Source organism: Pseudomonas sp. MNR3A, assembly GCF_009650575.1.
Taxonomy (GTDB): domain Bacteria; phylum Pseudomonadota; class Gammaproteobacteria; order Pseudomonadales; family Pseudomonadaceae; genus Aquipseudomonas; species Aquipseudomonas machongensis.
In genome coordinates this window covers 1-23088 of the sequence record NZ_VZZS01000041.1, presented here as the reverse complement: position 1 = coordinate 23088, position 23088 = coordinate 1, and the positions used below count along the sequence as shown (strand labels likewise).

General features: G+C 62.4%; 21 protein-coding genes and 1 pseudogene. 14 read left to right on the top strand and 8 right to left on the bottom strand.

Annotated elements, in window-relative coordinates; genetic code table 11:
* Positions 1 to 247 precede the first annotated feature (247 nt).
* Both brnQ and F6X62_RS24365 read left to right on the top strand, forming a co-directional pair.
* Entirely contained in the window at positions 248 to 1561 is a 1314-nt protein-coding gene (gene brnQ, locus F6X62_RS24370) for a branched-chain amino acid transport system II carrier protein (protein ID WP_054894250.1), read from the top strand.
* A gap of 198 nt (positions 1562 to 1759) precedes the next feature.
* Entirely contained in the window at positions 1760 to 2509 is a 750-nt protein-coding gene (locus F6X62_RS24365) for a DUF599 domain-containing protein (RefSeq protein WP_065861957.1), read from the top strand.
* 82 nt (positions 2510 to 2591) lie between these two features.
* On the opposite strand, the gene F6X62_RS24360 is transcribed toward F6X62_RS24365, so the two are convergent.
* Positions 2592 to 2867, bottom strand: a complete 276-nt coding sequence (locus F6X62_RS24360) for a hypothetical protein (RefSeq protein ID WP_054894248.1) — start codon at positions 2865 to 2867, stop codon at positions 2592 to 2594.
* A gap of 155 nt (positions 2868 to 3022) precedes the next feature.
* Here F6X62_RS24360 and F6X62_RS24355 point away from each other — a divergent pair, with 155 nt between their 5' ends.
* From F6X62_RS24355 to F6X62_RS24340, 4 genes are all read left to right on the top strand, one after another.
* Positions 3023 to 3499: a PaaI family thioesterase gene (locus F6X62_RS24355; protein ID WP_054894247.1), complete on the top strand. Its 477-nt coding sequence runs from the start codon at positions 3023 to 3025 to the stop codon at positions 3497 to 3499.
* Positions 3496 to 3954, top strand: coding sequence for a PaaI family thioesterase (locus tag F6X62_RS24350; RefSeq protein WP_153774964.1), 459 nt, complete (start codon positions 3496 to 3498; stop codon positions 3952 to 3954). Before F6X62_RS24355 ends, F6X62_RS24350 begins: the two co-directional genes overlap by 4 nt.
* An 88-nt stretch (positions 3955 to 4042) precedes the next feature.
* Positions 4043 to 5950, top strand: a complete 1908-nt coding sequence (htpG, locus tag F6X62_RS24345; protein ID WP_065861955.1) for a molecular chaperone HtpG — start codon at positions 4043 to 4045, stop codon at positions 5948 to 5950.
* A gap of 195 nt (positions 5951 to 6145) precedes the next feature.
* The gene (locus F6X62_RS24340) at positions 6146 to 6871 is read left to right on the top strand and encodes a dienelactone hydrolase family protein (protein WP_153774963.1); all 726 of its coding nucleotides are present in this window, start codon (positions 6146 to 6148) and stop codon (positions 6869 to 6871) included.
* A gap of 128 nt (positions 6872 to 6999) precedes the next feature.
* On the opposite strand, the gene F6X62_RS24335 is transcribed toward F6X62_RS24340, so the two are convergent.
* Positions 7000 to 7863, bottom strand: a complete 864-nt coding sequence (locus F6X62_RS24335; RefSeq protein ID WP_153774962.1) for a pirin family protein — start codon at positions 7861 to 7863, stop codon at positions 7000 to 7002.
* Positions 7864 to 7981: 118 nt separating this feature from the next.
* Between F6X62_RS24335 and F6X62_RS24330 the strand changes: the two genes are divergently transcribed.
* Positions 7982 to 8986, top strand: coding sequence for an amidohydrolase family protein (locus tag F6X62_RS24330; protein ID WP_153774961.1), 1005 nt, complete (start codon positions 7982 to 7984; stop codon positions 8984 to 8986).
* Between the two features lie 78 nt (positions 8987 to 9064).
* Here F6X62_RS24330 and fabB read toward each other — a convergent pair whose 3' ends face one another.
* From fabB to F6X62_RS24305, 5 genes are all read right to left on the bottom strand, one after another.
* Positions 9065 to 10285: a beta-ketoacyl-ACP synthase I gene (fabB, locus tag F6X62_RS24325; RefSeq protein WP_054894239.1), complete on the bottom strand. Its 1221-nt coding sequence runs from the start codon at positions 10283 to 10285 to the stop codon at positions 9065 to 9067.
* A gap of 11 nt (positions 10286 to 10296) precedes the next feature.
* Positions 10297 to 10812 carry a 3-hydroxyacyl-[acyl-carrier-protein] dehydratase FabA gene (gene fabA, locus F6X62_RS24320; RefSeq protein ID WP_054894238.1) on the bottom strand — a complete coding sequence of 172 codons (516 nt, stop codon included), beginning with the start codon at positions 10810 to 10812 and terminating at the stop codon, positions 10297 to 10299.
* A gap of 213 nt (positions 10813 to 11025) precedes the next feature.
* Positions 11026 to 12942 (bottom strand): response regulator, encoded by a 1917-nt coding sequence (locus F6X62_RS24315; RefSeq protein ID WP_153774960.1) that lies wholly within the window; start codon positions 12940 to 12942, stop codon positions 11026 to 11028.
* Positions 12939 to 13829, bottom strand: a complete 891-nt coding sequence (locus F6X62_RS24310) for an ABC transporter substrate-binding protein (RefSeq protein WP_153774959.1) — start codon at positions 13827 to 13829, stop codon at positions 12939 to 12941. The genes F6X62_RS24315 and F6X62_RS24310 overlap by 4 nt, the downstream gene beginning before the upstream one ends.
* Positions 13829 to 15940, bottom strand: coding sequence for a TonB-dependent siderophore receptor (locus F6X62_RS24305; RefSeq protein WP_153774979.1), 2112 nt, complete (start codon positions 15938 to 15940; stop codon positions 13829 to 13831). The genes F6X62_RS24310 and F6X62_RS24305 overlap by 1 nt, the downstream gene beginning before the upstream one ends.
* Before the next feature lie 238 nt (positions 15941 to 16178).
* On the opposite strand from F6X62_RS24305, the gene F6X62_RS24300 reads away from it, so the two are divergent.
* From F6X62_RS24300 to sixA, 3 genes are read left to right on the top strand one after another with little or no spacing between them, the layout of a single operon-like run.
* Complete coding sequence (locus F6X62_RS24300) at positions 16179 to 17204, top strand: NAD(P)H-dependent glycerol-3-phosphate dehydrogenase (protein WP_112898747.1); 1026 nt, start codon at positions 16179 to 16181, stop codon at positions 17202 to 17204.
* Positions 17205 to 17241: 37 nt separating this feature from the next.
* Positions 17242 to 17589 (top strand): DUF4389 domain-containing protein, encoded by a 348-nt coding sequence (locus tag F6X62_RS24295; protein WP_153774958.1) that lies wholly within the window; start codon positions 17242 to 17244, stop codon positions 17587 to 17589.
* Positions 17586 to 18044 (top strand): phosphohistidine phosphatase SixA, encoded by a 459-nt coding sequence (sixA, locus tag F6X62_RS24290; protein WP_153774957.1) that lies wholly within the window; start codon positions 17586 to 17588, stop codon positions 18042 to 18044. The genes F6X62_RS24295 and sixA overlap by 4 nt, the downstream gene beginning before the upstream one ends.
* A 92-nt stretch (positions 18045 to 18136) precedes the next feature.
* Here sixA and F6X62_RS24285 read toward each other — a convergent pair whose 3' ends face one another.
* Positions 18137 to 20089, bottom strand: coding sequence for a hypothetical protein (locus F6X62_RS24285; RefSeq protein ID WP_153774956.1), 1953 nt, complete (start codon positions 20087 to 20089; stop codon positions 18137 to 18139).
* 225 nt (positions 20090 to 20314) lie between these two features.
* Between F6X62_RS24285 and F6X62_RS24280 the strand changes: the two genes are divergently transcribed.
* The 4 genes and pseudogenes from F6X62_RS24280 to F6X62_RS24265 all read left to right on the top strand — a co-directional run.
* Positions 20315 to 21103 (top strand): alpha/beta fold hydrolase, encoded by a 789-nt coding sequence (locus F6X62_RS24280; protein WP_153774955.1) that lies wholly within the window; start codon positions 20315 to 20317, stop codon positions 21101 to 21103.
* Entirely contained in the window at positions 21100 to 21954 is an 855-nt protein-coding gene (locus F6X62_RS24275; protein WP_153774954.1) for an alpha/beta hydrolase, read from the top strand. Before F6X62_RS24280 ends, F6X62_RS24275 begins: the two co-directional genes overlap by 4 nt.
* Before the next feature lie 107 nt (positions 21955 to 22061).
* Positions 22062 to 22856 carry a DUF4892 domain-containing protein gene (locus tag F6X62_RS24270; RefSeq protein ID WP_153774953.1) on the top strand — a complete coding sequence of 265 codons (795 nt, stop codon included), beginning with the start codon at positions 22062 to 22064 and terminating at the stop codon, positions 22854 to 22856.
* A 12-nt stretch (positions 22857 to 22868) separates the two neighbouring features.
* A pseudogene (locus tag F6X62_RS24265) lies at positions 22869 to 23088 on the top strand (AI-2E family transporter); the annotation flags it as partial.

Sequence of the window (23088 nt, the reverse complement as noted above, 5' to 3'; positions counted from 1 at the left end):
CAATCCGAGGATAATCCAGCCACCCTCGGTCACGCAGACGACAAACACATACGCACATCGGACAACCAGCACCATTGCAGTGCGTTTGCCCGGCAAATTCTGTAACCTACGCGTTCACTCTGTGCCCGTACCCCAAAAGGGAACGACACGCTAAACGGGTCTGGCTCATCAAGCCGGGCAGCATTTCCCTCATCCATGTGGAAATCCCTTCTCGAATCCCGATTTCAGCAGTGTGGTACTTCCTTAAATGAAAGTGTTAAAAGGCCAGGATATCCTGGCGCTTGGCTTTATGACGTTCGCGCTTTTCGTCGGTGCGGGCAATATCATCTTCCCGCCTATCGTTGGCCTGCAGTCCGGTCCGCACGTGTGGATGGCGGCGCTGGGCTTCCTGGTCACCGCCGTGGGTCTGCCAGTCATTACCGTGGTTGCCCTGGCGAAGGTCGGTGGCGGCATGGACGCCCTGAGCAGCCCGATCGGCAAGTTCTTCGGCGGCCTGTTGGCGGCGGTCTGCTACCTCTCGGTCGGCCCGCTGTTCGCTACCCCGCGCACCGCGACCGTTTCGTTCGAGGTGGGTGTGGCGCCACTGACCGGTGAAAGCCCGCTGGCGCTGTTCATCTACAGCCTGGTGTACTTCGCTGTGGTGCTGGCCGTGTCGATGTATCCGGGCAAGCTGCTCGATACCGTCGGTCGCTTCCTGGCACCGTTGAAGATCATCGCCCTGGCGGTGCTCGGCATTGCTGCCTTCGCGCTGCCAGCGGGCTCGATTGGTGACGCGCAGCCGGCTTACGTCGCAGCTCCGTTCTCCCAAGGCTTCATCAATGGCTACCTGACCATGGATACCCTCGGTGCCCTGGTGTTCGGCATCGTCATCGTCAACGCCATTCGCTCGCGCGGTGTGGAATCGCCCAAGCTGATCACTCGCTATGCCATCATCGCCGGCCTGATCGCCGGTGTAGGCCTGGCCCTGGTGTACATCAGCCTGTTCCGCCTCGGCGCCGGCAGCCATGAGATCGCTGCGAATGCGAGCAACGGTGCTGCGGTTCTGCATGCCTACGTGCAGCACACCTTCGGCTCGCTGGGCAGTGGTTTCCTGGCCGTGCTGATCGCGCTGGCCTGCCTGGTCACTGCCGTGGGCCTGACCTGTGCCTGTGCCGAGTACTTCAGCCAGATCCTGCCGCTGTCGTACCGCGCCCTGGTGGTGATCCTGGCAGGCTTCTCGCTGCTGATCTCGAACCTGGGCCTGACCAAGCTGATCATGTTCTCGATCCCGGTGCTGACCGCCATCTACCCGCCATGCATCGTGGTCGTGGGCCTGAGCTTCGTGAAGGACCTGTGGAACTCGCCTGTACGCATTCTTGCGCCGGTCATGCTGGTTTCGCTGCTGTTCGGCATGGTCGATGCGATCAAGGGCAGCAGCCTGGCGCACATCCTGCCGGACGCGGTGGCGCACTTGCCGCTGAGCGAGCAGGGCCTGGCCTGGCTGGTACCTTCGGTGATCGCTCTGGCCGCGGCGGTGGTCTGTGACCGTCTGCTCGGCAAGCCACGCGAGGCGCTGGCCTGATGGGTTGAAGCCTGCAGCAGGTGCTGGCCACAAGCCCATTGGCACTTGCTGGGTGTTTGAACCCGAAGCCCCGTATCCGAAAGGATACGGGGCTTTTTGTTGGCAATGAGGTTTTCAGAGCCCAAGTGTGCCTTTCGGCGATGGCCAGCGTCGAATTCGGACTCTAATCTCTCTATGCACCGGCCTCGGAAACCCTGCATGACCTTCATCCAAAGCAATCTCCACAACCTGCTGGCCATCGCCTGGTTCGCGCTATGCTGGGGCGGCTACACCCGCTACGCCACCTGGAAGGGGCGCGACACTGCGTGCCTGGCCAGCGTCCTGCATCTCTACCGGGAAGATTGGATGCGCCGTATGTTGCTGCGCGACAACCGCATCGCCGACGCCAGCGTGATCGGCAACCTGGAGCGCAATGCCTCGTTTTTTGCCTCGAGCACCCTGATCATCCTGGCAGGTATCCTCACCGTGCTCGGCGCCTCCGATCGCGCGCTGTCGCTGCTGGCCGACCTGCCGCTGGTGCAGCAGGCCTCGCAGGGGATGTCGGAGATCAAGCTGCTGTGCCTGGCGCTGGTGTTCGTCTATGCCTTCTTCACCTTCAGTTGGTGCATGCGCCAATACAATTTCGCTGCGGTGTTGGTGGGTTCGGCGCCGATGATCGGTGAGCGGCAGGTCAGCGAGCTGGAGCGCAAAGCCTTCGCTTCACGCGCGGCGAGGGTGCTTTCGCTGGCGGCCAACCAGTTCAACCTGGGGCTGCGCTCGTATTACTTCGGCATGGCCATGCTCAGTTGGTTCGTCAGTCCGTGGATGTTCATGGTGCTGAGTATCGGAGTCGTATTCATTCTGTACCGAAGGGAGTTCCACTCCCATGTACTGGAAGTGATGGTCTTCACACCCACCGAAAGTGTGCAGAGCGAAGCGGGCAAGGACACTTCGGTACATATGAATTGATAGACACTGACTGAAGCGTTTCATCAGTTAGTTGCAGGCAAAAAAAAACCCGACGCAAGTCGGGTTTTTCCGTTCAGCATAATTACTGCTTGGCAGGTTCGGCCGGAGCAGTGGAAGGTGCCGGAGTGGAAGGCTGGGCTTCCTCGGCGGCTTTCTGCTGCGCTTCGGCCTGATCTTTGGCGGCTTCGGCGTTTTCCTTGGCGGCCTCGTTCACTTTATCCTGAGCCTCGCCCATCTTCTCCTGGGCTTGCTCGGCATGTTGCTGTGCGTCCTGGGCTTTGTCTTCGCTCGCCTTGTCGCAAGCAGCCAGGCCCATGGCAGCGGCCAGCATCAGAGCAAAAGCAAAAGGTTTACGCATGGGGTGTTTCTCCTTGGTGGAATAACTTACTTGAAACCTTCGAGTCCATCCGCTAGCCATAAGTTCAACGCAGGTTGCAGATATATAACACCCCGTTCTATATCGACTTTTCCGTTGATTTGTGAAATGTCGAGTCGGCAAGGAGTACGCGGACCATGAGTGAGACGGCCTTGATGGCGATGGCTGGACGTTTTCTTTCAGCGCTCAGGCATTGCCAGGTGTTGCAGATGCGTGTCCATCACGCTGATGCCGAGGGCATGACCCTGATACTGCCCTGGTCGGCAGCGATCGTTGGCAATCCACAGACTGGCGCCGTCCATGGCGGCGTGCTGACCACGCTGATGGACACCACCTGTGGCATGGCCACCCTTTGTGTACTGCCGCAGTTCGAAGTCTGCCCGACCCTGGATCTGCGTATCGACTACATGCATCCTGCGCAGCCTGGCAAGGACATCCATGGCCATGCCCAGTGTTATCGCGTCACCCGTGATGTGATCTTCACCCGCGGCACGGCCTATCAGGACGACCCTGCTCAGCCGATTTGTCAGGTGGTTGGCACCTTCATGCGTCTTGGGCAGGAAGCCCGTGGTGGTATCCGTTTCGGCAGCGGCCTCAAGGAGGGCAGGGCATGATTCCCGAGGAAGTTCGCAAGCAGCTGACTCAGGCCCACGCCCGCGGCGACTATGCGCCGTTGCTGGCGCTGATTCCCTACGCTGCGCTTATCGGCATCGAATGCGAGCGCCAGGGCGATGACCTGCTGTTCCGCCTGCCGGCCAATCAGGACAACATCGGCAACCCTTTGCTGCCGGCCATCCATGGGGGTGTCATTGCGGGTTTCATGGAGCTTTCGGCAGCGCTCTATCTGCTGATTTTCAGCGAGAGCCTGAGCATTCCCAAGATCATCGACTTCTCCATCGACTACCTGCGCGCCGGGCACTACCGCGACACTTTTGCCCAGTGCCAACTATGGCGCCAGGGCCGTCGAGTGACCAACGTGGCGATTACCGCCTGGCAAGGCGATCGCGACTCGCCTATCGCCACTGCCCGGGCGCATTTCAAGATCGAACCGCATAAGCCCTTGAAATAGTCGGACATGCCCCCATCTGCTGAACATCTGCCCGGCCATGCGTAATTGCCGTCGGGTGCAATGACCAACAGATCGGAGTTTGAAGACGATGAGTGTGGAGACTCAAAAAGAAACCCTGGGCTTCCAGACCGAGGTCAAGCAGCTGCTGCACCTCATGATCCATTCGCTGTACTCGAACAAGGAGATCTTCCTGCGCGAGCTGATCTCCAACGCCTCTGACGCTGCCGACAAGCTGCGTTTCGAAGCCCTGGCCAAGCCTGAGCTGCTCGAAGGCGATGCCGATCTGAAGATTCGCGTCAGCTTCGACAAGGATGCTGGCACCGTGACGCTGGAAGACAACGGTATCGGCATGAGCCGCGCCGATGTCATCGCGCACCTGGGTACCATCGCCAAGTCCGGCACCGCCGACTTCATGAAGAACCTCACCGGCGACCAGAAGAAGGACTCGCACCTGATCGGTCAGTTCGGTGTGGGCTTCTACTCTGCCTTCATCGTCGCCGACAAGGTCGATGTCTTCAGCCGTCGTGCCGGCGCACCTGCAGCCGAAGGCGTGCACTGGTCATCCAAAGGCGAGGGCGACTTCGAAGTCGCCACCATCGACAAGCCGCAGCGCGGCACCCGCATCGTCCTGCACTTGAAGAAGGACGAGCAGGAGTTCGCCGACGGCTGGCGTCTGCGCAACGTGGTCAAGAAGTACTCCGACCACATTGCCTTGCCGATCCAGTTGCCCAAGGAGCAGGCTGCTGCCGCCGAAGGCGAAGAACAGCCGGCCGAGGAATGGGAAACCGTCAATCGCGCCAGCGCGCTGTGGACCCGTTCGCGTACCGAGATCAAGGACGAGGAATACCAGGAGTTCTACAAGCACATCGGCCATGACTTCGAGAACCCGCTGGCCTGGAGCCACAACAAGGTCGAAGGCAAGCTCGAGTACAACTCGCTGCTGTACGTACCGGCCCGCGCCCCCTTCGACCTGTACCAGCGCGAGGCCCCGCGCGGCCTGAAGCTGTATGTGCAGCGCGTGTTCATCATGGACCAGGCCGAGTCGTTCCTGCCGCTGTACCTGCGCTTCATCAAGGGTGTGGTCGACTCCAACGACCTGTCGCTGAACGTCTCGCGTGAAATCCTGCAGAAAGACCCGATCATCGACTCGATGAAGTCGGCCCTGACCAAGCGCGTATTGGACATGCTGGAGAAGCTGGCCAAGAACGAGCCCGAGCAGTACAAAGGCTTCTGGAAGAACTTCGGCCAGGTGCTGAAGGAAGGCCCGGCGGAAGACTTCGCCAACAAGGAGAAGATCGCGGGCCTGCTGCGCTTTGCCTCCACCCACGACGACAGCGGCGAACAGAGCGTCAGCCTGGCGGACTACCTGGCCCGCGCCAAGGAAGGCCAGGACAAGATCTACTACCTCACCGGTGAGTCGTATGCGCAGGTGAAGAACAGCCCGCACCTGGAAGTCTTCCGCAAGAAAGGCATCGAAGTGCTGCTGCTGACCGATCGCATCGACGAATGGCTGATGAGCTACCTGAGCGAGTTCGAAGGCAAGGGCTTTGTTGACGTCGCTCGTGGCGACCTGGACCTGGGCAAGCTGGATTCCGAAGAGGACAAGAAGGCCCAGGAAGAAGTCGCCAAGGACAAGGAAGGGCTGGTCGAGCGTCTGAAGAGTGCGCTGGGTGACAGCGTGGCTGAAGTCCGCGTTTCCCACCGCCTGACCGACTCCCCGGCGATCCTGGCCATTGGCGAGCAGGACCTGGGCTTGCAGATGCGCCAGATCCTCGAGGCCAGTGGGCAGAAGGTGCCGGATTCCAAGCCGATCTTCGAGTTCAACCCGACTCACCCGCTGATCGAGAAGCTCGACAGCGAGCAGAGCGAGGACCGCTTCTCGGAGCTGTCGCACATCCTGTTCGACCAGGCGGCCTTGGCTGCCGGTGACAGCCTGAAGGATCCGGCGGCGTACGTACGTCGCTTGAACAAGCTCCTGGTCGAGCTGTCGGCCTGAGTTCGAGCTTCATGAAAAAACCCGCTTCGGCGGGTTTTTTGTGCCCGTTCACACTTATCAATTACAGGCTCGCTTTTTTCTAATCTGACCTTTCTGGTAATCATGAAGATCGTCAGCATCGGCTAGCCTTTTGCACCGGGGTCCGTACACACTAGGGTTGTGATACGGAACAGTTCCAGGTTCAGGAGGAGTTTGATGAGCAAGGTAATCGTCGAGTCGCTGGTCTATCACGTTTCCGGCAGAGGCTATGAAAGCCGTCTGGTTTACGAGCCGGGGGCGTTGGGGCGACCAGGGCTGGTGATGGCGCCGAATTGGATGGGCATCGGCGAAGGTGCCGAGCGAATCGCCAAGGAAGTGGCCGAGAAGGGCTATGTGGTGCTGATCGCCGACCTGTATGGCCAGGGCGTGCGTCCGTCGAACGCCGATGAGGCCGGTGCGGCGATGATGCCGCTGAAAAATGACCGCGCCGAGCTGCGCAAGCGCATGCAGGAAGCCCTGGCGCAATTGCTCGGGCAGTCCAAGGCGCTGCTGGCGCCGGGCAAGGTAGGTACCTTTGGTTTTTGCTTCGGCGGCTGCTGCGCCCTGGAGCTGGCACGTACCGGCGCTGATCTGAAAGCGGCGGTGTCGTTCCACGGCACCCTGGACACGCCGAACCCTGAAGATGCCAAGCGCATCAAGGGCTCGGTGCTGGTGCTCCACGGTGCTTCCGACCCGCTGGTGCCCCAGGAGCAACTGCCGGCGTTCGAGGCTGAAATGAACGCTGCCAAGCTCGATTGGCAACTGTTGAGCTATGGCGGTGCGGTACATTCGTTTACCGACCCGAATGCCAACGTGCCGGGCAAGATGCAGTACGACCGTCGCACCTCGGAGCGGGCCTTCCGCGCGATGCACAATCTGCTGGAAGAAGTGTTTTCACACTGACGGTGTATTGGGGCTGCTATGCAGCCCTTCGCGGTCAAGCCCGCTCCCACAGGTGCAGCGCTGCTTGTCAGGGTTGCTCCACCCTTGTGAAGCGGGCTTGCCGGCGAACGGCCGCAAAGCGGCCGAACCTAGCGAGGTAGCTCGATCCGGGAGGTCTCCCCCGGCACCTGCGGCCAGTCACCTGCCGCCCAGCGTGCCCGGGCCTGTTCGATCAACTGCGGATCACTGGCAACGAAATTCCAGTTCATCCGCCGAGGTCCGTCCAGCGGCGCGCCGCCTATCAGCACCAACTGGCACTCGCCTTCGGCATACAGCTCCACTGCTTCGCCCTCTGGCAGCACCACCAGGCTACACGCCTCTACCTCGTCGCCGTTTAGCACCAGCTCGCCGTCGAGCAGGTACAGTGCCCGTTGTGCGTGCTCGTTCGGCACGATCAGCGAGGTTGCCGCCTGCATCTGCACCTGGGCGTAGAGGGTAGGAGAGAGCACCGGTACTGGCGACTCCAGGCAGAATCCGTTGCCGGCGATCAGGCGGATGCGTACCCCCAGGTTGTCACTCACCGGCAAGCTGCTTGCGGGGTGGTAGCTGTAGCTCGGATCGCCTTGTTCGTGCGTCTTGGGCGATGCCAGCCACACCTGCAGGCCGTGCAGCCGCGAGCCCTCGGCGAAGGCTTGTGCCGGCGTACGTTCCACATGTGCCACGCCGCGTCCGGCAGTCATCCAGCTGACGTCACCTGGCAACACGCGCTGGTTCGAGCCGAGGCTGTCCTTGTGCAGGATCTCTCCGTCGAACAGGTAGGTCAGGGTCGACAGGCCAATATGCGGGTGCTGGCGGATGTCCATGCCGTTGCCGGGTGCGTAGTCGGTTTCCAGCATGTGGTCGAAGAACACGAAGGGGCCGACGCTGCGGCACTGAGCCGATGGCAGCGGGCGCAGGATCGGTTGGCCCTCCACCGATTCGGCACGTGGGCGGATGATCAGGGGGCTGCTCATGGTCGGGCTCCGGACGGGCAGGGGGTGCGCCTAGCATAGCGGGTCGCGGCGGCGTGCTGAACCGTCTTGCAGCCGCGCGGGTCTACCCTGTTCCTGACTGGAACAAGGAAGCTGCTCCATGATTGCCAGAGTGCTGGCCTGCATCGTGTTATCCGGGTGCCTGTGCCAGGCGGCGCAAGCGCGCGACTATCGCTACAGTGACGCCCATCTGCATTACGTCGACTTCTTCCAGGAAACCGAAGGCATGCCTGCACTGCTGAAAGCCATGGACGAGGCCGGCGTCGAGCACGCGATGATTTCCGGTATCCCGGTGGCGAAAAAATGGCATGAGGATGAACCCAAGCGCCCACGCTATTACGCGGGCGACGACGCTGATGCCTACTGGTTCAGTGCTACCGATATCCATGTAGTGGCAGCGGTGCAGAAGTTGTCGGCCGAACAGCAGAAACGCTTTCATCCATTCCTGTCGGGTTTCAACCCGGTGGACAAGAACGCGGTCAGTCACATTGAGCGCATGCTCGACTTGCATCCGGGGTTCTGGCAGGGCATCGGTGAGGTGTTCACCCGGCATGATGACCTCACTGCACTGACCAGCGGAGACACGCCGAGAGCCAACAACGAAGCGATGACACGCATCTATCACCTGGCAGCCGAGCGTGACTTGCCGGTGCTGGTGCATTCGAACATCACCTCCAAGCGTGAGCGTAACCCATTGTACCTGGCGGAGATCGAGGAGCCGCTGCGCAATCACCCCCATACGCGTTTCATCTGGGCCCATGCCGGTACCAGCATGGAGATCCATCGTCACCAGACGCAGATGGACTTCATCCTGCCAACGCTTGCGCGCATGCTCGAGGCTTATCCGAATCTGTACATCGACCTGTCGTGGAGTGTACTGAAGCCCTATCTGCTGGATGAGCAGGGCCAGCCCCGCAAGGCGTGGCTGGCGCTGGTCGAGCGCTTCCCCGATCGATTCATGCTGGGTTCGGATGTGGTGGGCAAGTTCGGCAGTGTCGGCGAGCAGATGCACGGATTCGCGCCGTTTCTGGATGCGTTGCCTGAAGCCGTGGCGCGCAAGGTGGCGAGGGATAATTTCCTTGCGGTGCTGCCCAGGCAGCGTTGAGCTTCCGACCCTTTCGCAGGCAACACAAATGAAAACGCCCCGAACCAGTCGGGGCGTTTTCGTTGTCGCAGCAGCGTCTTACTTGCCAGTCCAGCGCTTGAGCACCAGGGTGGCGTTGGTGCCGCCGAAGCCGAAGCTGTTGCTCATGACCGTGTCGATCTTGGCGTTTTCTTCGGTCTGACGCAGTACCGGCAGGTCGGCGACCTCTGGGTCCAGTTCGTCGATGTTGGCGGAGCCGGCGATGAAGTTGTTTTCCATCATCAGCAGGCAGTAGATCGCCTCGTGCACGCCAGCGGCACCCAGCGAGTGGCCGGACAGGCTCTTGGTCGAGCTGATCTTGGGTGCCTTGTCGCCGAATACTTCGCGCACGCCTTTCATTTCAGCGACGTCGCCGACCGGCGTCGAGGTGCCGTGAGTGTTCAGGTAGTCGATCGGGGTGTCGACGGTGGACAGCGCCTGCTGCATGCAGCGGATCGCGCCTTCGCCACTTGGGGCGACCATGTCGTAACCATCGGAAGTCGCGCCGTAGCCGACGATTTCGGCGTAGATCTTGGCGCCACGGGCCAGGGCGTGTTCCAGCTCCTCGACCACCACCATGCCGCCACCGCCAGCGATGACAAAGCCATCACGGTCAGCGTCGTAGGCGCGCGAGGCCAGCTCAGGGGTTTCGTTGCGCTTGGTCGACAGGGCGCCCATGGCATCGAACAGGAACGACTGGCTCCAGTGCTCTTCTTCACCGCCGCCGGCGAAGACGATGTCTTGTTTGCCCCACTGGATCTGCTCCAGCGCGGTGCCGATGCAGTGTGCGGAGGTGGCACAGGCCGACGAGATCGAGTAGTTGATGCCCTTGATCTTGAACGGGGTAGCCAGGCACGCCGATACGGTGCTGCCCATGGTACGGGTGACACGGTACGGGCCGACACGCTTGACGCCTTTCTCGCGCAGGGTGTCCAGTGCTTCCATCTGGTTCAGGGTCGAAGCGCCGCCGGAACCTGCAACCAGGCCGGTGCGTGGGCTGGACACCTGCTCTTCGGTCAGGCCTGCGTCCTTGATCGCGTCCTGCATCGCCAGGTAGGCGTAGGCGGCGGCGTGGCCGACGAAGCGATAGACCTTGCGGTCGATCAGCTCTTCAAGGTTCAGGTCGATAGAGCCGGAAACCTGGCTACGCAGCCCCATTTCCTTGTATTCCGGGTTGTAACGGATACCCGGACGGCTGTTGCGCAGGTTTTCGGTGACGGTAGCTTTGTCATTGCCCAGGCACGAAACGATGCCCAGACCAGTGATAACGACGCGGCGCATGCGAATAACCCTTAGAAATTGTCAGTGGAGGTGAACACGCCGACCCGCAGGCCTTCGGCGGTGTAGATCTCGCGACCGTCGACGCTGACCGAGCCATCGGCGATGGCCATGTTCAGCTTACCTTTCAGGACGCGCTTGATGTGGATGTTGTAGGTGACTTTCTTGGCGGTAGGCAGCACCTGGCCGAAGAACTTCACTTCGCCCGAACCCAGTGCGCGACCGCGGCCCGGCAAGCCTTGCCAGCCGAGGAAAAAGCCAACCAGCTGCCACATGGCGTCGAGGCCCAGGCACCCCGGCATCACCGGATCGCCTTCGAAGTGGCAGGCGAAGAACCACAGGTCTGGAGTGATATCCAGCTCGGCGACCAATTCACCTTTGCCGAACTTGCCGCCTTCCTCACTGATGTGGGTGATGCGGTCTACCATCAGCATGTTCGGGGCGGGCAGTTGCGCATTACCGGGGCCGAACAGCTCACCGCGACTGCAGCGCAGCAGGTCTTCCCGAGTAAAGGCGTGTTGTTTGGTCATGCGAGCTCCTCAATAACCCCCTGTGGCAGGGGATGAATCTTCCCGGCCAACCCGAAATCCTAGAGAGTCCGGGCGGCAGCCTACAGGTAGACTATTGCGTTGTGGTGAAAGTCACAGCGCACCTGGCAAAAGAAGTACAGGTGTGCACTGAAAGTTTTATTTTCAGGGCCAACGACGGCCCTGTCCAGTCTTTAAGACTGCCGCACTTTATCATTAATCGCCAGTCGCGGCTGTCCGGCCGGGCAACCAGCGCTGCAGAATGCGTTGCAGATCGGTGCGTTTGAACGGTTTGCTCAGGTAATCGTTCATTCCTGCAGCCAGGCAGCGTTCCCGATCGCCCTGCAGAGCATTGGCGGTCAAGGCGATGATCGGCAGTTGCGCGCCGTGCTGGCGGATGCGGCGTGTGGCTTCGTAGCCGTCCATCAGTGGCAGGCGACAGTCCATCAGGATCGCCGCAAAACTTTGCTGGCCGGCCATTTCCACCGCTTGCGCGCCGTCCAGTGCCACGCTGACCTCGAAGCCCAGGCTGCGCAGCATGGCTTCGATGACGCTCTGGTTGACCGGATTGTCTTCCACCAGCAGGACGCGCTGGCCGTCGCCACCCAGCAGTGCGTCATGCTCGTGACCGAGCAGGCGCGCTGCTGGCTTGCTCGACAGCATCAAAGGGACTTCCAAGGTGAAGGTCGAACCCATGCCCTCGCGGCTTTCGCCGCGCAACTTGCCGCCCATGCGCTCGGCCAGGGTACGGGCGATGGACAGGCCCAACCCGGTGCCGCCGTAACGCCTTGAAATAGAACTGTCGGCTTGCTGGAAGGCGACGAACATCGTTTCCAGCCGATCGCTGTCGATACCGATGCCGGTATCGCGGACCGCGCAGGTCAGCCAGAGCAGCTGACGGTCGAGCATCTGCCAGCGGGCCTCGATCTCCACTTCGCCGCGCTCGGTGAACTTCAACGCATTGCCTACCAGGTTCAACAGGATCTGGCGGATGCGTGTCGGATCGCCGATCACTTGCAGGCGGTCCATGCCCGGCGGCAGGTGCAGGTGCAGGGCCAGGTTGCGCTGTTGAGCGCTGTGCTGGAACGATTGCACGCTGCTGGCAATCAGCTCGCCAAGGTTGAAATCGATGTGCTCCAGTTCCAGGCTGGTGCGTTCGATACGCGAGAAGTCGAGGATGTCGTTGATCACCTTGAGCAGGTGGCCGGTAGACTCGCTGGCCACGGCCGTGTATTCGGCTTGCTCACCGGTCAGCGGGGTGGTTTCCAGCAACTGCAGCATGCCGAGTACGCCGTTCATCGGGGTCCGCAGCTCGTGGCTCATCATCGCCAGGAAGTCGGACTTGGCGCGGTTGGCCTGCTCGGCCTCCTCGCGCGCCTGGGTCAACTGGGCAATGGCCTGGCTCTGCTCGTGGCTGGCCTGGTCCAGGGCGCTGGCAAGGTTGTTGATGTGGCGTGCCAGATGACCCAGTTCGCTATCGTCGACCACTGGCAATGGGGCGTTGAACTCGCCCTGCTGGATGGCCTCGACCGCATGCCCCATGTCACTGATCGGCTTGGACAGGCTCCTGGCCAGGCGCCGGGCGAGAAGAAAGGTGAACAGCAAGGCGAACAGCGCGAGAATGCCGGCCTTGATCACGATCTCCTGCTGGCGTTCGCTGAAGGCGTCGTCGGACATGCCGACGATCACTCGCCCCAGGTAATCGTCGCCAATGCTGGGGGGCGTCTTGCCTTCCTGCAGGAAGTCGTTGTCCAGGCGGATCTGTTGCAGGCGAATGGGCGCCTGGAACACCTCGACGCGCTGGGCGCGGCTGACGCTTTCACCCGACTGCTCGACGTAGACCAGGATGTGGTTGCGGCTGTCCTGCACCTCGAGAAAACGCACGTGAGGGATGCTCAGGGTCGCCCGCATCAAGCTTTCGAGCACCTCGTTGTTGCCTGAGATCACCCCGTATTCGGAGGCTGGCGCCAGTTGGTTGGCGATCAGTTGACCGGTGTGGTTGAGCTCCTGCCGCAAGTCCTGGATACGCACGAAGGTAAAGAAGCTGATCAACAGTAGGGTGAGCAGCAGCGCGGGCCCCAGGCTGATGATCTGGGTGCGTGTGTGGATGTCCCAGCTCAGGCGCTTGGTCATGGGGTGGGTTCTCCTTCGGCCAGGGCCAGGGCGGCGGCGTTCGGATCGATGGGTTCCAGGCCCAGGGCGCGGGCGACCTGCTGGTTGCCGCTGACCCCGTAGTGTTCGGGGTAGAGGCTACGGGGCCAGTGTGCCGGCGGCTGGTCGAGCAAGTCGTCGAGTACTGCCAGCCAGTCGTCCTGGTCGCTGTAGGTGCTCGCCAGGGCGCCAGCGCGAACGAAGCCGGCGTTGGGGCCGATCAGCGCCATCTGTCGGCCATAGCTGCTGAGCAGGACGTTCTTGGCGGTCTTGGAGTTGTACAACTCGGGATCGTCGATCCCCAACAGAACGTCGCTGTTGCCCAGCAGGTGCTGCAACGGGCGGCTGTCACGCAGGTCGGCCCAGTCCTGGGCGACGATCTCCAGACCCAGGCCACGCGCAGCCTGGCGCAGCTCATCGATCAGAAAGCGGCTGCCGGGGCCGTACAGCACGCCAATGCGTCGCGCTTGCGGTAGCAGGTAGCGGGTCAGGCGCAGTTGCCGTGGCAGTGGCGGGTCGCTCCACAGCAGGCTCAGGTAGGAGGGGCGCGACTTTCCCAGGCGCTGTTCGGCCTGCACGCGGCTGACCCGCAGGACCAGCGCCGCAGGACCTGCGGTTTCGCCCATGCGCCAGTCGAGTGCGACGTTGTCCAGCAGGATCAAGCGGGTCTCGGGTTTGAGCAACGCTGGGCGGGGCAGTTGCGCCACGGTCTGGAAGCGCACGTGGTCGTGAGGGCGGCGTGCCTCCAGTGCGGCGACGAAACTGCGCACACCGGGCTGGTCTTCGCTGCCCACCAGCAGGATTTCGCTGGCCGAAAGCGCGCCCATCGGCCACAGGCACAGCAGCAACAGGCGCAGCAGGCGCAGCATCAGAACTCCAGCTCCGCGCTGAAACTCAGGCGATGGCGGCTGTCGTAGCGGTTCTGCTCGATGGTGGTGGGCTGGTCGTCCAGGCGCTGCTGCCACAGCGCAGCGAGCTCCAGCGAGCTGCCATACACCCGCAGGCGCTTGGCCACGCGCAGGTCTATACGCTCGTAGCGGTATTGGTTGAGGGCGTCGTCGCCATAATAGAAGAGGGCACTCGACCATCCCTGGCCCCAGTCGCGCATCCAGCCGGCCGAGCCGCTGTTGCGTGCGCTGAGTCGGCGGTCGTCGGGGTTGCTGGCCCAGGCGTCGACGTAGGCATAGGTCAAGCGCAGACGGTCGCGCATGCTCAGGCGCCAGTCCAGTTGTGTCTCGGTGCCGCTGAAGCGGGACTTGTTGGCATTGCTGGCGATGTACTGGTTGTTCTTCAGTGGCTCGCTGATCATCCCGGTGATTTCGTCGTAGAACAGCTTGACGTCCAGACTCAGGTCGATGTCCGCGAAGTAGCCGTTGTAGCCCAGCTCGCGCGAGCGCATGCGCTCCTGGTCGAGGTTGCCCGGGCCTCGGGTCTTGACGAAGTATTCACCGTTCTGCAAACCCAGCGCGTTGGGCGTGAGGTTCTTGACCGTGTAGCTCCAGTTGACGTTGTTCTCGAACATGTCCGGCGAACGTACGGCCTCGGAGTACACCGCACGCAGGCCGTGGCGCGGGGTGATCAGGTAGTTGACCGCCACGCGCGGAGTCAGCGAGCTGCCGGACAACTCGCTGTCCTCGAACATGGCCCCACCCTGGAGGATCCAGTGTTCGTCGGCGCGCCATTCGAGCTGTCCGAACAAGCGCCAGGTGCGGTCGTCGAGGCTGCCGTTGAAGTAGGTCTGCGAGTCGGCACGGTCATAGCGGTAGTTGAAGCCGCTGAGCAGGCGCAGGGTGTCGGTGAGGCTCAGGGTATCCTGGATTTCCAGGTCGTAGCGGGTTTCGCGTGTGCTCTGGTCGACATCACCGCAGACTTCACGGTTACCGCCGTTGTCCCACTGGCTCTTGATCTGGTTGCGCAGGCTCTGCAATACCGGGTCGTTGTTGTTGGGCGGGTTGTTGGCGTTGCGCGCCACTTGTTCGGCGTAGTCTGGATTGAGTTGCCACAGCCGGGTCAACTCGGGGCTGAAAGCCAGCGTCGCATCGCAAGCACGCCATACCTGCTGGCGGTCGAACTGCTGCGCCGAGCCCTGTACGTACAGGCTGTGCTCGGGGCTGAAGTCGATGTTCCAGCGCACCGAGCCCGCGTAATCCTTGGCGTTGAGGTCGGCGTTGTCGCCACGCCCGGTGATGAAGGGGAACACCGGGGTATAGGTGTAGGGGCGTTGGTTGCTGCCTTCCTTGGCCGCCAGTTGCCATTCGAGGGTCTGGTCGGGCGCCAGGGTGTGGCTGGCGCTGAGGTTGAAGCGGGTCAGCCGGCGGCTGTCGCGGTAGTCCTGGCCGTACTGGTTCTTGTCGAAGCCATCGTCCTGCATGCCGGACATCGACAGGCGCAGATCGCCGCCTTCCCAGCCGAAGCCCTGGCTGGCATAGAAATCGTTGATGCCATCCTGGCCCTGGGTGATCTTCAGTCGCGTGCCGTGGCTGTCGGCGGGGCTGCGGGTGAGGATGTTGACCACGGCCATCAGGGCGTTGGCACCATAGCTGACGGTATTGGGGCCGCGGAACACCTCGATGCGTTCGATATCCTCGATCGCCAGCGGGATATCGCTCCAGTCCACGGTGGCGAGGCCTGCGCGGTACACCGAACGGCCGTCGATCAGCACCTGCATGCGCCGGGCGTCGTTGACGTTGCTGCCATGGTAGTTGACGGTCGGCTGGTTACCGGCGCCGTAGCCGATCATCATGCCGGGCACCAGGCGCAAAAGCTCGGGGATGTCTCGCGCGCCGCTGGCGCGGATCAGTTCGCTGTCGAGCACGGTCATGCTGCCGGGCACTGCGGCCGGGGATTGTTTCAGGCGTGTGGCGGTCAGAACCTGCGGCAGGTCCTGGTTGTCGATGAACAGGTCATCGGCCATGGCCGAACCCCCGAGCAGGGCGGTCAGCAACAGCAGGCGAGGGGCAGGAGGCGTGCCTGGGAACACGTGACGGCCTTGTGTGCGGGATAAACCAGGCATGGTAACCGACCGTGGGGGTTTTTCCAGTGATCTGCGCTGGATTTGCCACCCTCTTTCGGATAAATCCCTTCTGGCAAGGCATGCGTGCGCGCGCCGTGCAGGCGGCTTTGCCTGTGAAGAGGCTGGTGCCGACACTGGTTCTGTAGCAGACGAGCCGTATAATGCCTGCGTCGCCACTTAACTTAATGGCTTTAACGGATTGAATATGACTGAACAGCAACCTGTTGCAGTTCTGGGAGGCGGGAGCTTCGGCACCGCCGTGGCGAACCTGCTGGCTGAAAACGGCAATCCGGTGCGTCAATGGATGCGCGACCCGGAGCAGGCCGAGGCCATGCGCGCCAACCGCGAGAATCCTCGTTACCTCAAAGGCATTCGCCTGCATGATGGCGTCGAGCCGGTCAATGACCTGCTGGCGACCCTGCAATCGAGCGACCTGGTGTTCGTCGCGCTGCCGTCGAGCGCCTTGCGCAGCGTACTCGCGCCACATGCCGAGCTGCTGCGCGGCAAGTGCCTGGTCAGCCTGACCAAGGGCATCGAGGCGCAGACCTTCAAGCTGATGAGCCAGATTCTCGAAGAGATCGCACCCCAGGCGCGTATCGGCGTGCTGTCCGGGCCGAACCTGGCCCGTGAGATCGCCGAGCATGCCTTGACCGCCACTGTGGTTGCCAGTGAGGACGAGGCGCTGTGCCAGCGCGTGCAGGATGTCCTGCACGGGCGCACCTTTCGCGTCTATGCCAGCGCCGACCGCTTCGGTGTGGAGCTTGGGGGCGCGCTGAAGAACGTCTACGCGATCATCGCCGGAATGGCCGTGGCGCTGGAGATGGGCGAGAACACCAAGAGCATGCTGATCACCCGGGCGCTGGCCGAAATGACCCGCTTCGCCGTGAGCCAGGGCGCCAACCCCATGACCTTCCTGGGGCTGGCAGGGGTGGGTGACCTGATCGTCACCTGCTCCTCGCCCAAGAGCCGCAATTACCAGGTCGGGCATGCCCTGGGGCAGGGGTTGAGCCTGGAAGAGGCAGTCAGCCGCCTGGGCGAAGTGGCCGAAGGGGTGAATACCTTGAAAGTGCTCAAGGCCAAGGCTCAGGAAGTGCAGGTCTACATGCCGCTGGTGGCCGGGCTGCACGCGATTCTGTTCGAGGGGCGAACCCTGGCCCAGGTGATCGAGCACCTGATGCGTGCCGAGCCCAAGACCGACGTCGATTTCATTTCCACCAGCGGTTTCAACTGAGCCGTCAGCGGCTCCAAATCAGAGCAAGGAGCGACACATGAACGATACGCCCGAGCGCGCCCAGCGCGAGTCGATCATCCTGCGGGTGCTGTGGATGCTGGTGTTCCTGGTGGTCTGGCAACTGGCCGAGCTGCTGCTTGGCGGGCTGGTGCTGGTGCAGCTGATCTACCGCCTGGTGTATGGCGCGCCGAGTGCCAGCCTGATGAACTTCGGCGACAGCCTCAGCCAGTACCTGTCGCAGATCGGTCGCTTCGGCGCCTTCCACACCGACCAGAAACCCTGGCCGTTTGCCGACTGGCCTGGCCCCCGTGCCCCTGAAGGCGAGGCGCCGCATGCGGTTGCCCCGGCGCCGCACCCGGTGCGCGACGAGGAGCCCAAGCTGTGAAGCTGTGGATCCTGCGCCATGGCGAGGCAGAGCCACGGGCCAACACCGACGCCGAGCGTCGCCTCACGGCCCATGGTCGCGAGCAAGTGCTGCACAGCGCCGCACGACTGCTAGGCCAGCCGTTGCAGGCGATCATTGCCAGCCCTTTTGTGCGCGCCCAGCAGACGGCTGCGCTGGTGCATGACACCCTTGGTTTCATCGAGCCGGTACGCACCGTGCCGTGGCTTACGCCGGAAAGTCGGGTGGAGGAGGTCATCGCAGAGATCGAGCGGTTGGGGCTTGAACATGTGCTGTTGGTCAGTCATCAGCCATTGGTGGGCGCGCTGGTGGGAGTGCTGGAGCATGGGCATTTGCAGCAGCCAGCACATATGAGCACTGCGAACCTGGCAGAACTTGAAGGGGATTTGCCACCTCTCGGTGTGATGACATTGCTGAGACAGCGTGTCGCCCCCTGATTTTATCTTCAGGTCCTGCGCTTGCGTGGTGGGAGGCCGATAACGACGATGCATTCGGCCTTCTGGTGTACGTAGTATGGATCCAGTGCGCCTCAGCGACTGAATATTCCCCAACCCACAGCTGTATCTCCACCGATATTCGTTGCACGCAAGGACACCCTGTTGCCGTTGGCAACGTCTATCGCATAGCGTCTGCCTGTTCCCGCCGAGTCCGCACTCCACGCCCGATCATTGATGCCTGGGTTGTTGTTGTAGCAAGCGCGCATCGCATCCCATTCTGCAAGCGTAGGTAATGTTCCACCTCTCTGCGCGGCCAGATCTCGGCACCAATACCACACATTGAACGAGCCCAGGCCTTCAACCCGCCTGACATTGGATACGGTCACCGGATAGCTGGCACGGGCACCGGCGGTATCGGTTACGATCACCTCCGCCGTCCCGCTGCCATAAGACACCGCTAGCCCCGTGGAAGCATTGACTTCGACCACGTTGCCGTTGCTCGTTGAGTAGGTATACGGTGGTTTCCCGCCGGAGGCGGTGCGCTGCACGAATGCATTGGGGGGTGGGTTGGTCACTGGGTTGGCGTTGCGGTGGATACTGCCATTGAGCGTCGCGGGCGACGTGTCGATAGTCAGGGGCGGAGTCACCACGTTGATCCGCAGGTTCACGGCAGGCGAGGGGACCGCCGCCCCTCCAGAGACTCGAGTGACCAGGTACTGCACAGCCACCGTTCTGCCCGCATTGGCGTCTACCTGAGCCTTGGGAACAGAAAACGTGAGCCGACTTACGCTGCCAACAGTCTGCGGGGCGCCAGCGATTCCCGCAAAAGTCACCGACACCACATCACCGATGGCCATGCCACCGTAGACTTCGACCAGGACGGGCAGGCCGGTGGAGGGGACGGCTTGAGGTGGTAGTACATCGCCTGGTGCCAGGGGAATGACCGGTCTTGCAAGGACCAGCTCCTGGATCCTGTGTACGGTCCATACATCAGACTCAGGATTGCCTGCGTAGAGGCCCCGGACTTTGAAGTCATAGGTCTTCACGCCCAAGCTTGTCAGTGTGCTTGTCCAACTGCCGTTCGCTGCGACAGGCTCGGTGCTTATCACGCTGGCGCCGTCGAGCACTTCGACCTGCTGGTTGGCTGATGCCTGACCGCTCAATACCAGGTTCGGCGAGGTCGTCGAGCTGCCGTGCGGCACCTCTAATCCGTTGTTGTCTTTCACGGAAACGATGGTGGGCCTGACCGCGATGATCTTCTCGAGCGTGTAGAGCACGTCCGGGAAAACTCGGGCCTGTCCCTCGTTGTTGCTGGCGTCGAATGTTACCGACACCGTTGCCGTGAGGCTGGAGCCATGCTTGAGCGCCTCCAGTTCGCTGCGTTGCAAGATCAGGTCCAGTCCTGCGGCTACCTGGTCCGCGGTGACCTCTGCGCCTCGGGCCAGGTAAAAGGTATGGGTCGAGCCATTTTCGAGGGTCCCGTCCAAGCGGACCCATACTCGTTGACCCACCGCGATCAATGGCCATGGTTCAACCTTGACCTGTGCATCACCGGTGAAGTTGTTGAGGTCGAGTACCTTGGTGGTTGCGTTGGCCTGGGGGATCACAGGCGCAGGCAAATGGGCTTGCGCCAGGGTTCCTACCGCCAGCAGCAGTGGCAAGGATAATTTCGCGGCCTGGCCACTGCGTACTACTGCGTAGCGCAGGGTGACCGTCTTGCCCTGGCTGGCAGCCACCACGCTGACAGGCGCCTGGAAATCGACATACCCAAATAGACTTCCGGGTTGTTGGTCGCTCTGCCAACTGTCTGCCGCAGTATTCCCGGCCCAGTCCGCCGCCAGAATGTCACTGGGTAGCATGGTCGGATACTGTGCCCTTACGGTAGCGCCGTTGAGCGCGTCGATGGGATCGAGCCTGTCGCCCGTTGCCTGCAGTACGGAAGGTTTGGGGTAGTCTGTCTCGGCGCTGCGTGTGACCTTGAAAGTCAGAGGCCGCGAGACCGGGTTTTGTGTATGCAGTTGCTGCTTGCCCTCAGCGGTTGACATCGCCAATTCCTCAGGTTTCCGGGGGTTTATGGCTCAGTGTGAACCAGGCAAGAAACGGGTGAAACTGACAGAAATACTAGGTATCGCTCTGGCGCAATGGGGCTTTGCGTCGCCTCGATAGCGCGACGTGACCTGATAGCCCTTGCCGATGACCTTTCAGAACGTTGCCGCCAACCGGCAGGTTGCTGACAATGGGCTATCACTCTCCAGTCGGACCAGGCGGTCATGTCGCAGCAGATCTTCTTCGCCCATGCCAACGGTTTCCCTTCAGCCACCTACGGCAAGCTGTTCGCGGCCCTGGCCCCGGACTACCAGGTCTGTCACCTGGAGCAGCATGCCCACGACCCGCGCTTTCCAGTGGATGACAACTGGCAGAACCTGGTCGATGAGCTGCTGCACCATCTGGCGCAGCAGCCGGCGCCGGTCTGGGGTGTCGGTCATTCCCTCGGTGGTGTGCTGCACCTGCACGCCGCCCTGCGCCGACCCGAGCTCTACCGCGGTGTGGTGATGCTCGATTCGCCGGTGCTGACCCGCGCTGACCAGTGGCTGATCCGCACCGCCAAGCGCTTCGGTTTCATCGACCGCATCACGCCAGCCGGGCGAACCGAAGGACGGCGCGAGGCGTTTCCTGATCGCGACAGCGCACGCAGTTATTTCGCCAGCAAGACGCTGTTCCGCCAGTTCGATCCCGATTGCCTCGAAGCTTATCTCGAGCACGGGTTGCAAACGGTGGAGGAGGGCGTGCGTCTGCGCTTCGACCCCAGCACCGAGATGCGCATCTACCGCAGCATTCCCCATGTCAGTCCGGCCCCTGCGCGTCAACTGCAGGTGCCACTGGCCATGGTGCGTGGCGATCGCAGCCGGGTGATCCGCAAACACCACGCCCTGGCGGTACGTGCGATGCCGCGGGGGGAGTATCACAGCGTTCCGGGCGGGCACATGTTTCCACTGGAGCGGCCCACCGATACTGCCAGCCTGATCAAGGGCCTGTTCGATCGCTGGAGCCAGGTATGAGCGCGCAGGTCGAGGAGATTCGCCTGAGCCTGGGGCATATCGAACTGGCCGCACACCTGTTCGGTCCTGCCGACGGCCTGCCGGTGATCGCTCTGCACGGCTGGCTCGACAACGCCAACAGCTTCGCCCATCTGGCCCCGCGCCTGAAAGGCCTGCGCATTGTCACGCTCGACCTGGCCGGGCACGGCTATTCACAGCATCGTCCAGCCGGGGCGAGCTACAACCTGGCCGATTATGCCCATGACGTGCTGCGGGTAGCCGAGCAACTGGGCTGGGAGCGCTTTGGCCTGCTCGGGCATTCGCTGGGGGCGATCATCTCGGTGCAGCTGGCGGGCGCACTGCCTGAACGGATCAGCCATCTGGCGTTGATCGATGGCGTCATCCCGCCTACGGTCGCCGAGCAGGATGCCGCCGAGCGCCTGGGTATGGCACTGCAGGCGCAACTGCGCCTGGATGGCAAGCGCAAGTCGGTGTACCCGAGCCTGGAAGAGGGCGTGCAGGCGCGGATGAAGGGCATGGTCGCAGTCAGCCGCGAAGCTGCCGAGCTGCTCGCCCAGCGTGGGCTCATGCCGGTGCCTGGCGGTTACAGTTGGCGCAGCGACAGTCGCCTGACCTTGCCGTCGCCAGTGCGCCTGAACGAGGCGCAAGCCATGGCCTTTGTGCGCCGGGTGAACTGCCCGACCTGCCTGGTGATCGCCGAGGACGGCATGCTGGCGCGCCACACAACTCTGCTGGAGCAGCTACCCTTCGAGCAGGTGACCTTGCCCGGTGGTCATCATCTGCACTTGAACGATGCGCAGGGCGCGGCCCTTGTCGCAGACTGTTTCAATCGCTTCTTTGGCTTTGCTTGACTTGCACTGGACAAGTGTCGAGGCTTGGCGGGTTGAACAGGGAGACAACCATACATGCCAGACATTCACGATCTTCGCCACGGCGCCCGACGCCGCAAGGACGGCCGATGAGCGCGCCGTTCCTCGTTCGCAGTGCCATCGCCGCCTGCCTCACACTCGCCAGTCCGCTGCTGTGGGCCGGGAGCCTGCCGGTGCCGGCCGATGCCAAGGTGGTCGACCAGCGTCCGGTCGTGGAGGGGGAGAGGGTCTACCCCATGGGCCCGGTACGCAAGATCAGCGGTCGCCTGCGCGTCGAGGGCAAGGTCGAGAGCCGTGGCCAGGTCAGCTCGGTCACCTACGAACTGCCGGTGGAGCGCACTGCCCGCGAAGCCTTTACCAGCGCACGTGAGGAGCTGCAGCGCGACGGTGGCTATCCGCTGTTCTGGTGCCAGGGCCGTGACTGCGGCGAGGCCAGCATCTGGGCCAACGATGTGTTCAACAACGCCCGTCTCAATGGTGGCGACGAGCAGCAGGCCTTCATTCTTTTGCGCCGCTCGGCCGAAGAGGCCGACACGCTGGTCGCCCTGTACAGCGTCACCCGCGGCAATCGCCGCGCCTACCTGCATGTCGAGGAATTCGTCGCTGACAGCCCGCTGGGCGAAGTGCTGCCGACACCCGCCACGGTGCTGCGTGAGATGCGCGATACCGGCAAGCTCGACTACCCTGACCTGAGCGCACCACAGCCTGCGTGGGTTTCGCTGCTGGCCCGCAGCCTGAACCTGGACAGCACCCTGCGTGCCAGCCTCAGCGGCCAGGCGGCCGAAGCCTGGCGCGAGCAACTGGTCAAGGCCGGTGTACGCAGTGCCCGTCTCGAAGTGGGTACGGCGCCTACCGAGGGCCTGCATCTGGAACTGATTCGTTGAACGAGGGCCATCATGGCCAACAATGACCGTCTGCTGGTCCAGATTCTGTTGCTGGCGCTGTTGGGCGCCGCCTTGTGGGTCATGGCGCCGTTCATCTCGGCGCTACTCTGGGGGGCGATCCTGGCCTTTGCCAGCTGGCCGCTGATGCGCTTGTTGACGCGCCTGCTGGGTGGGCGCGAAACCCTCGCGGCCAGCATCCTCACGACGGTGTGGATCCTGGTGGTCGCGTTGC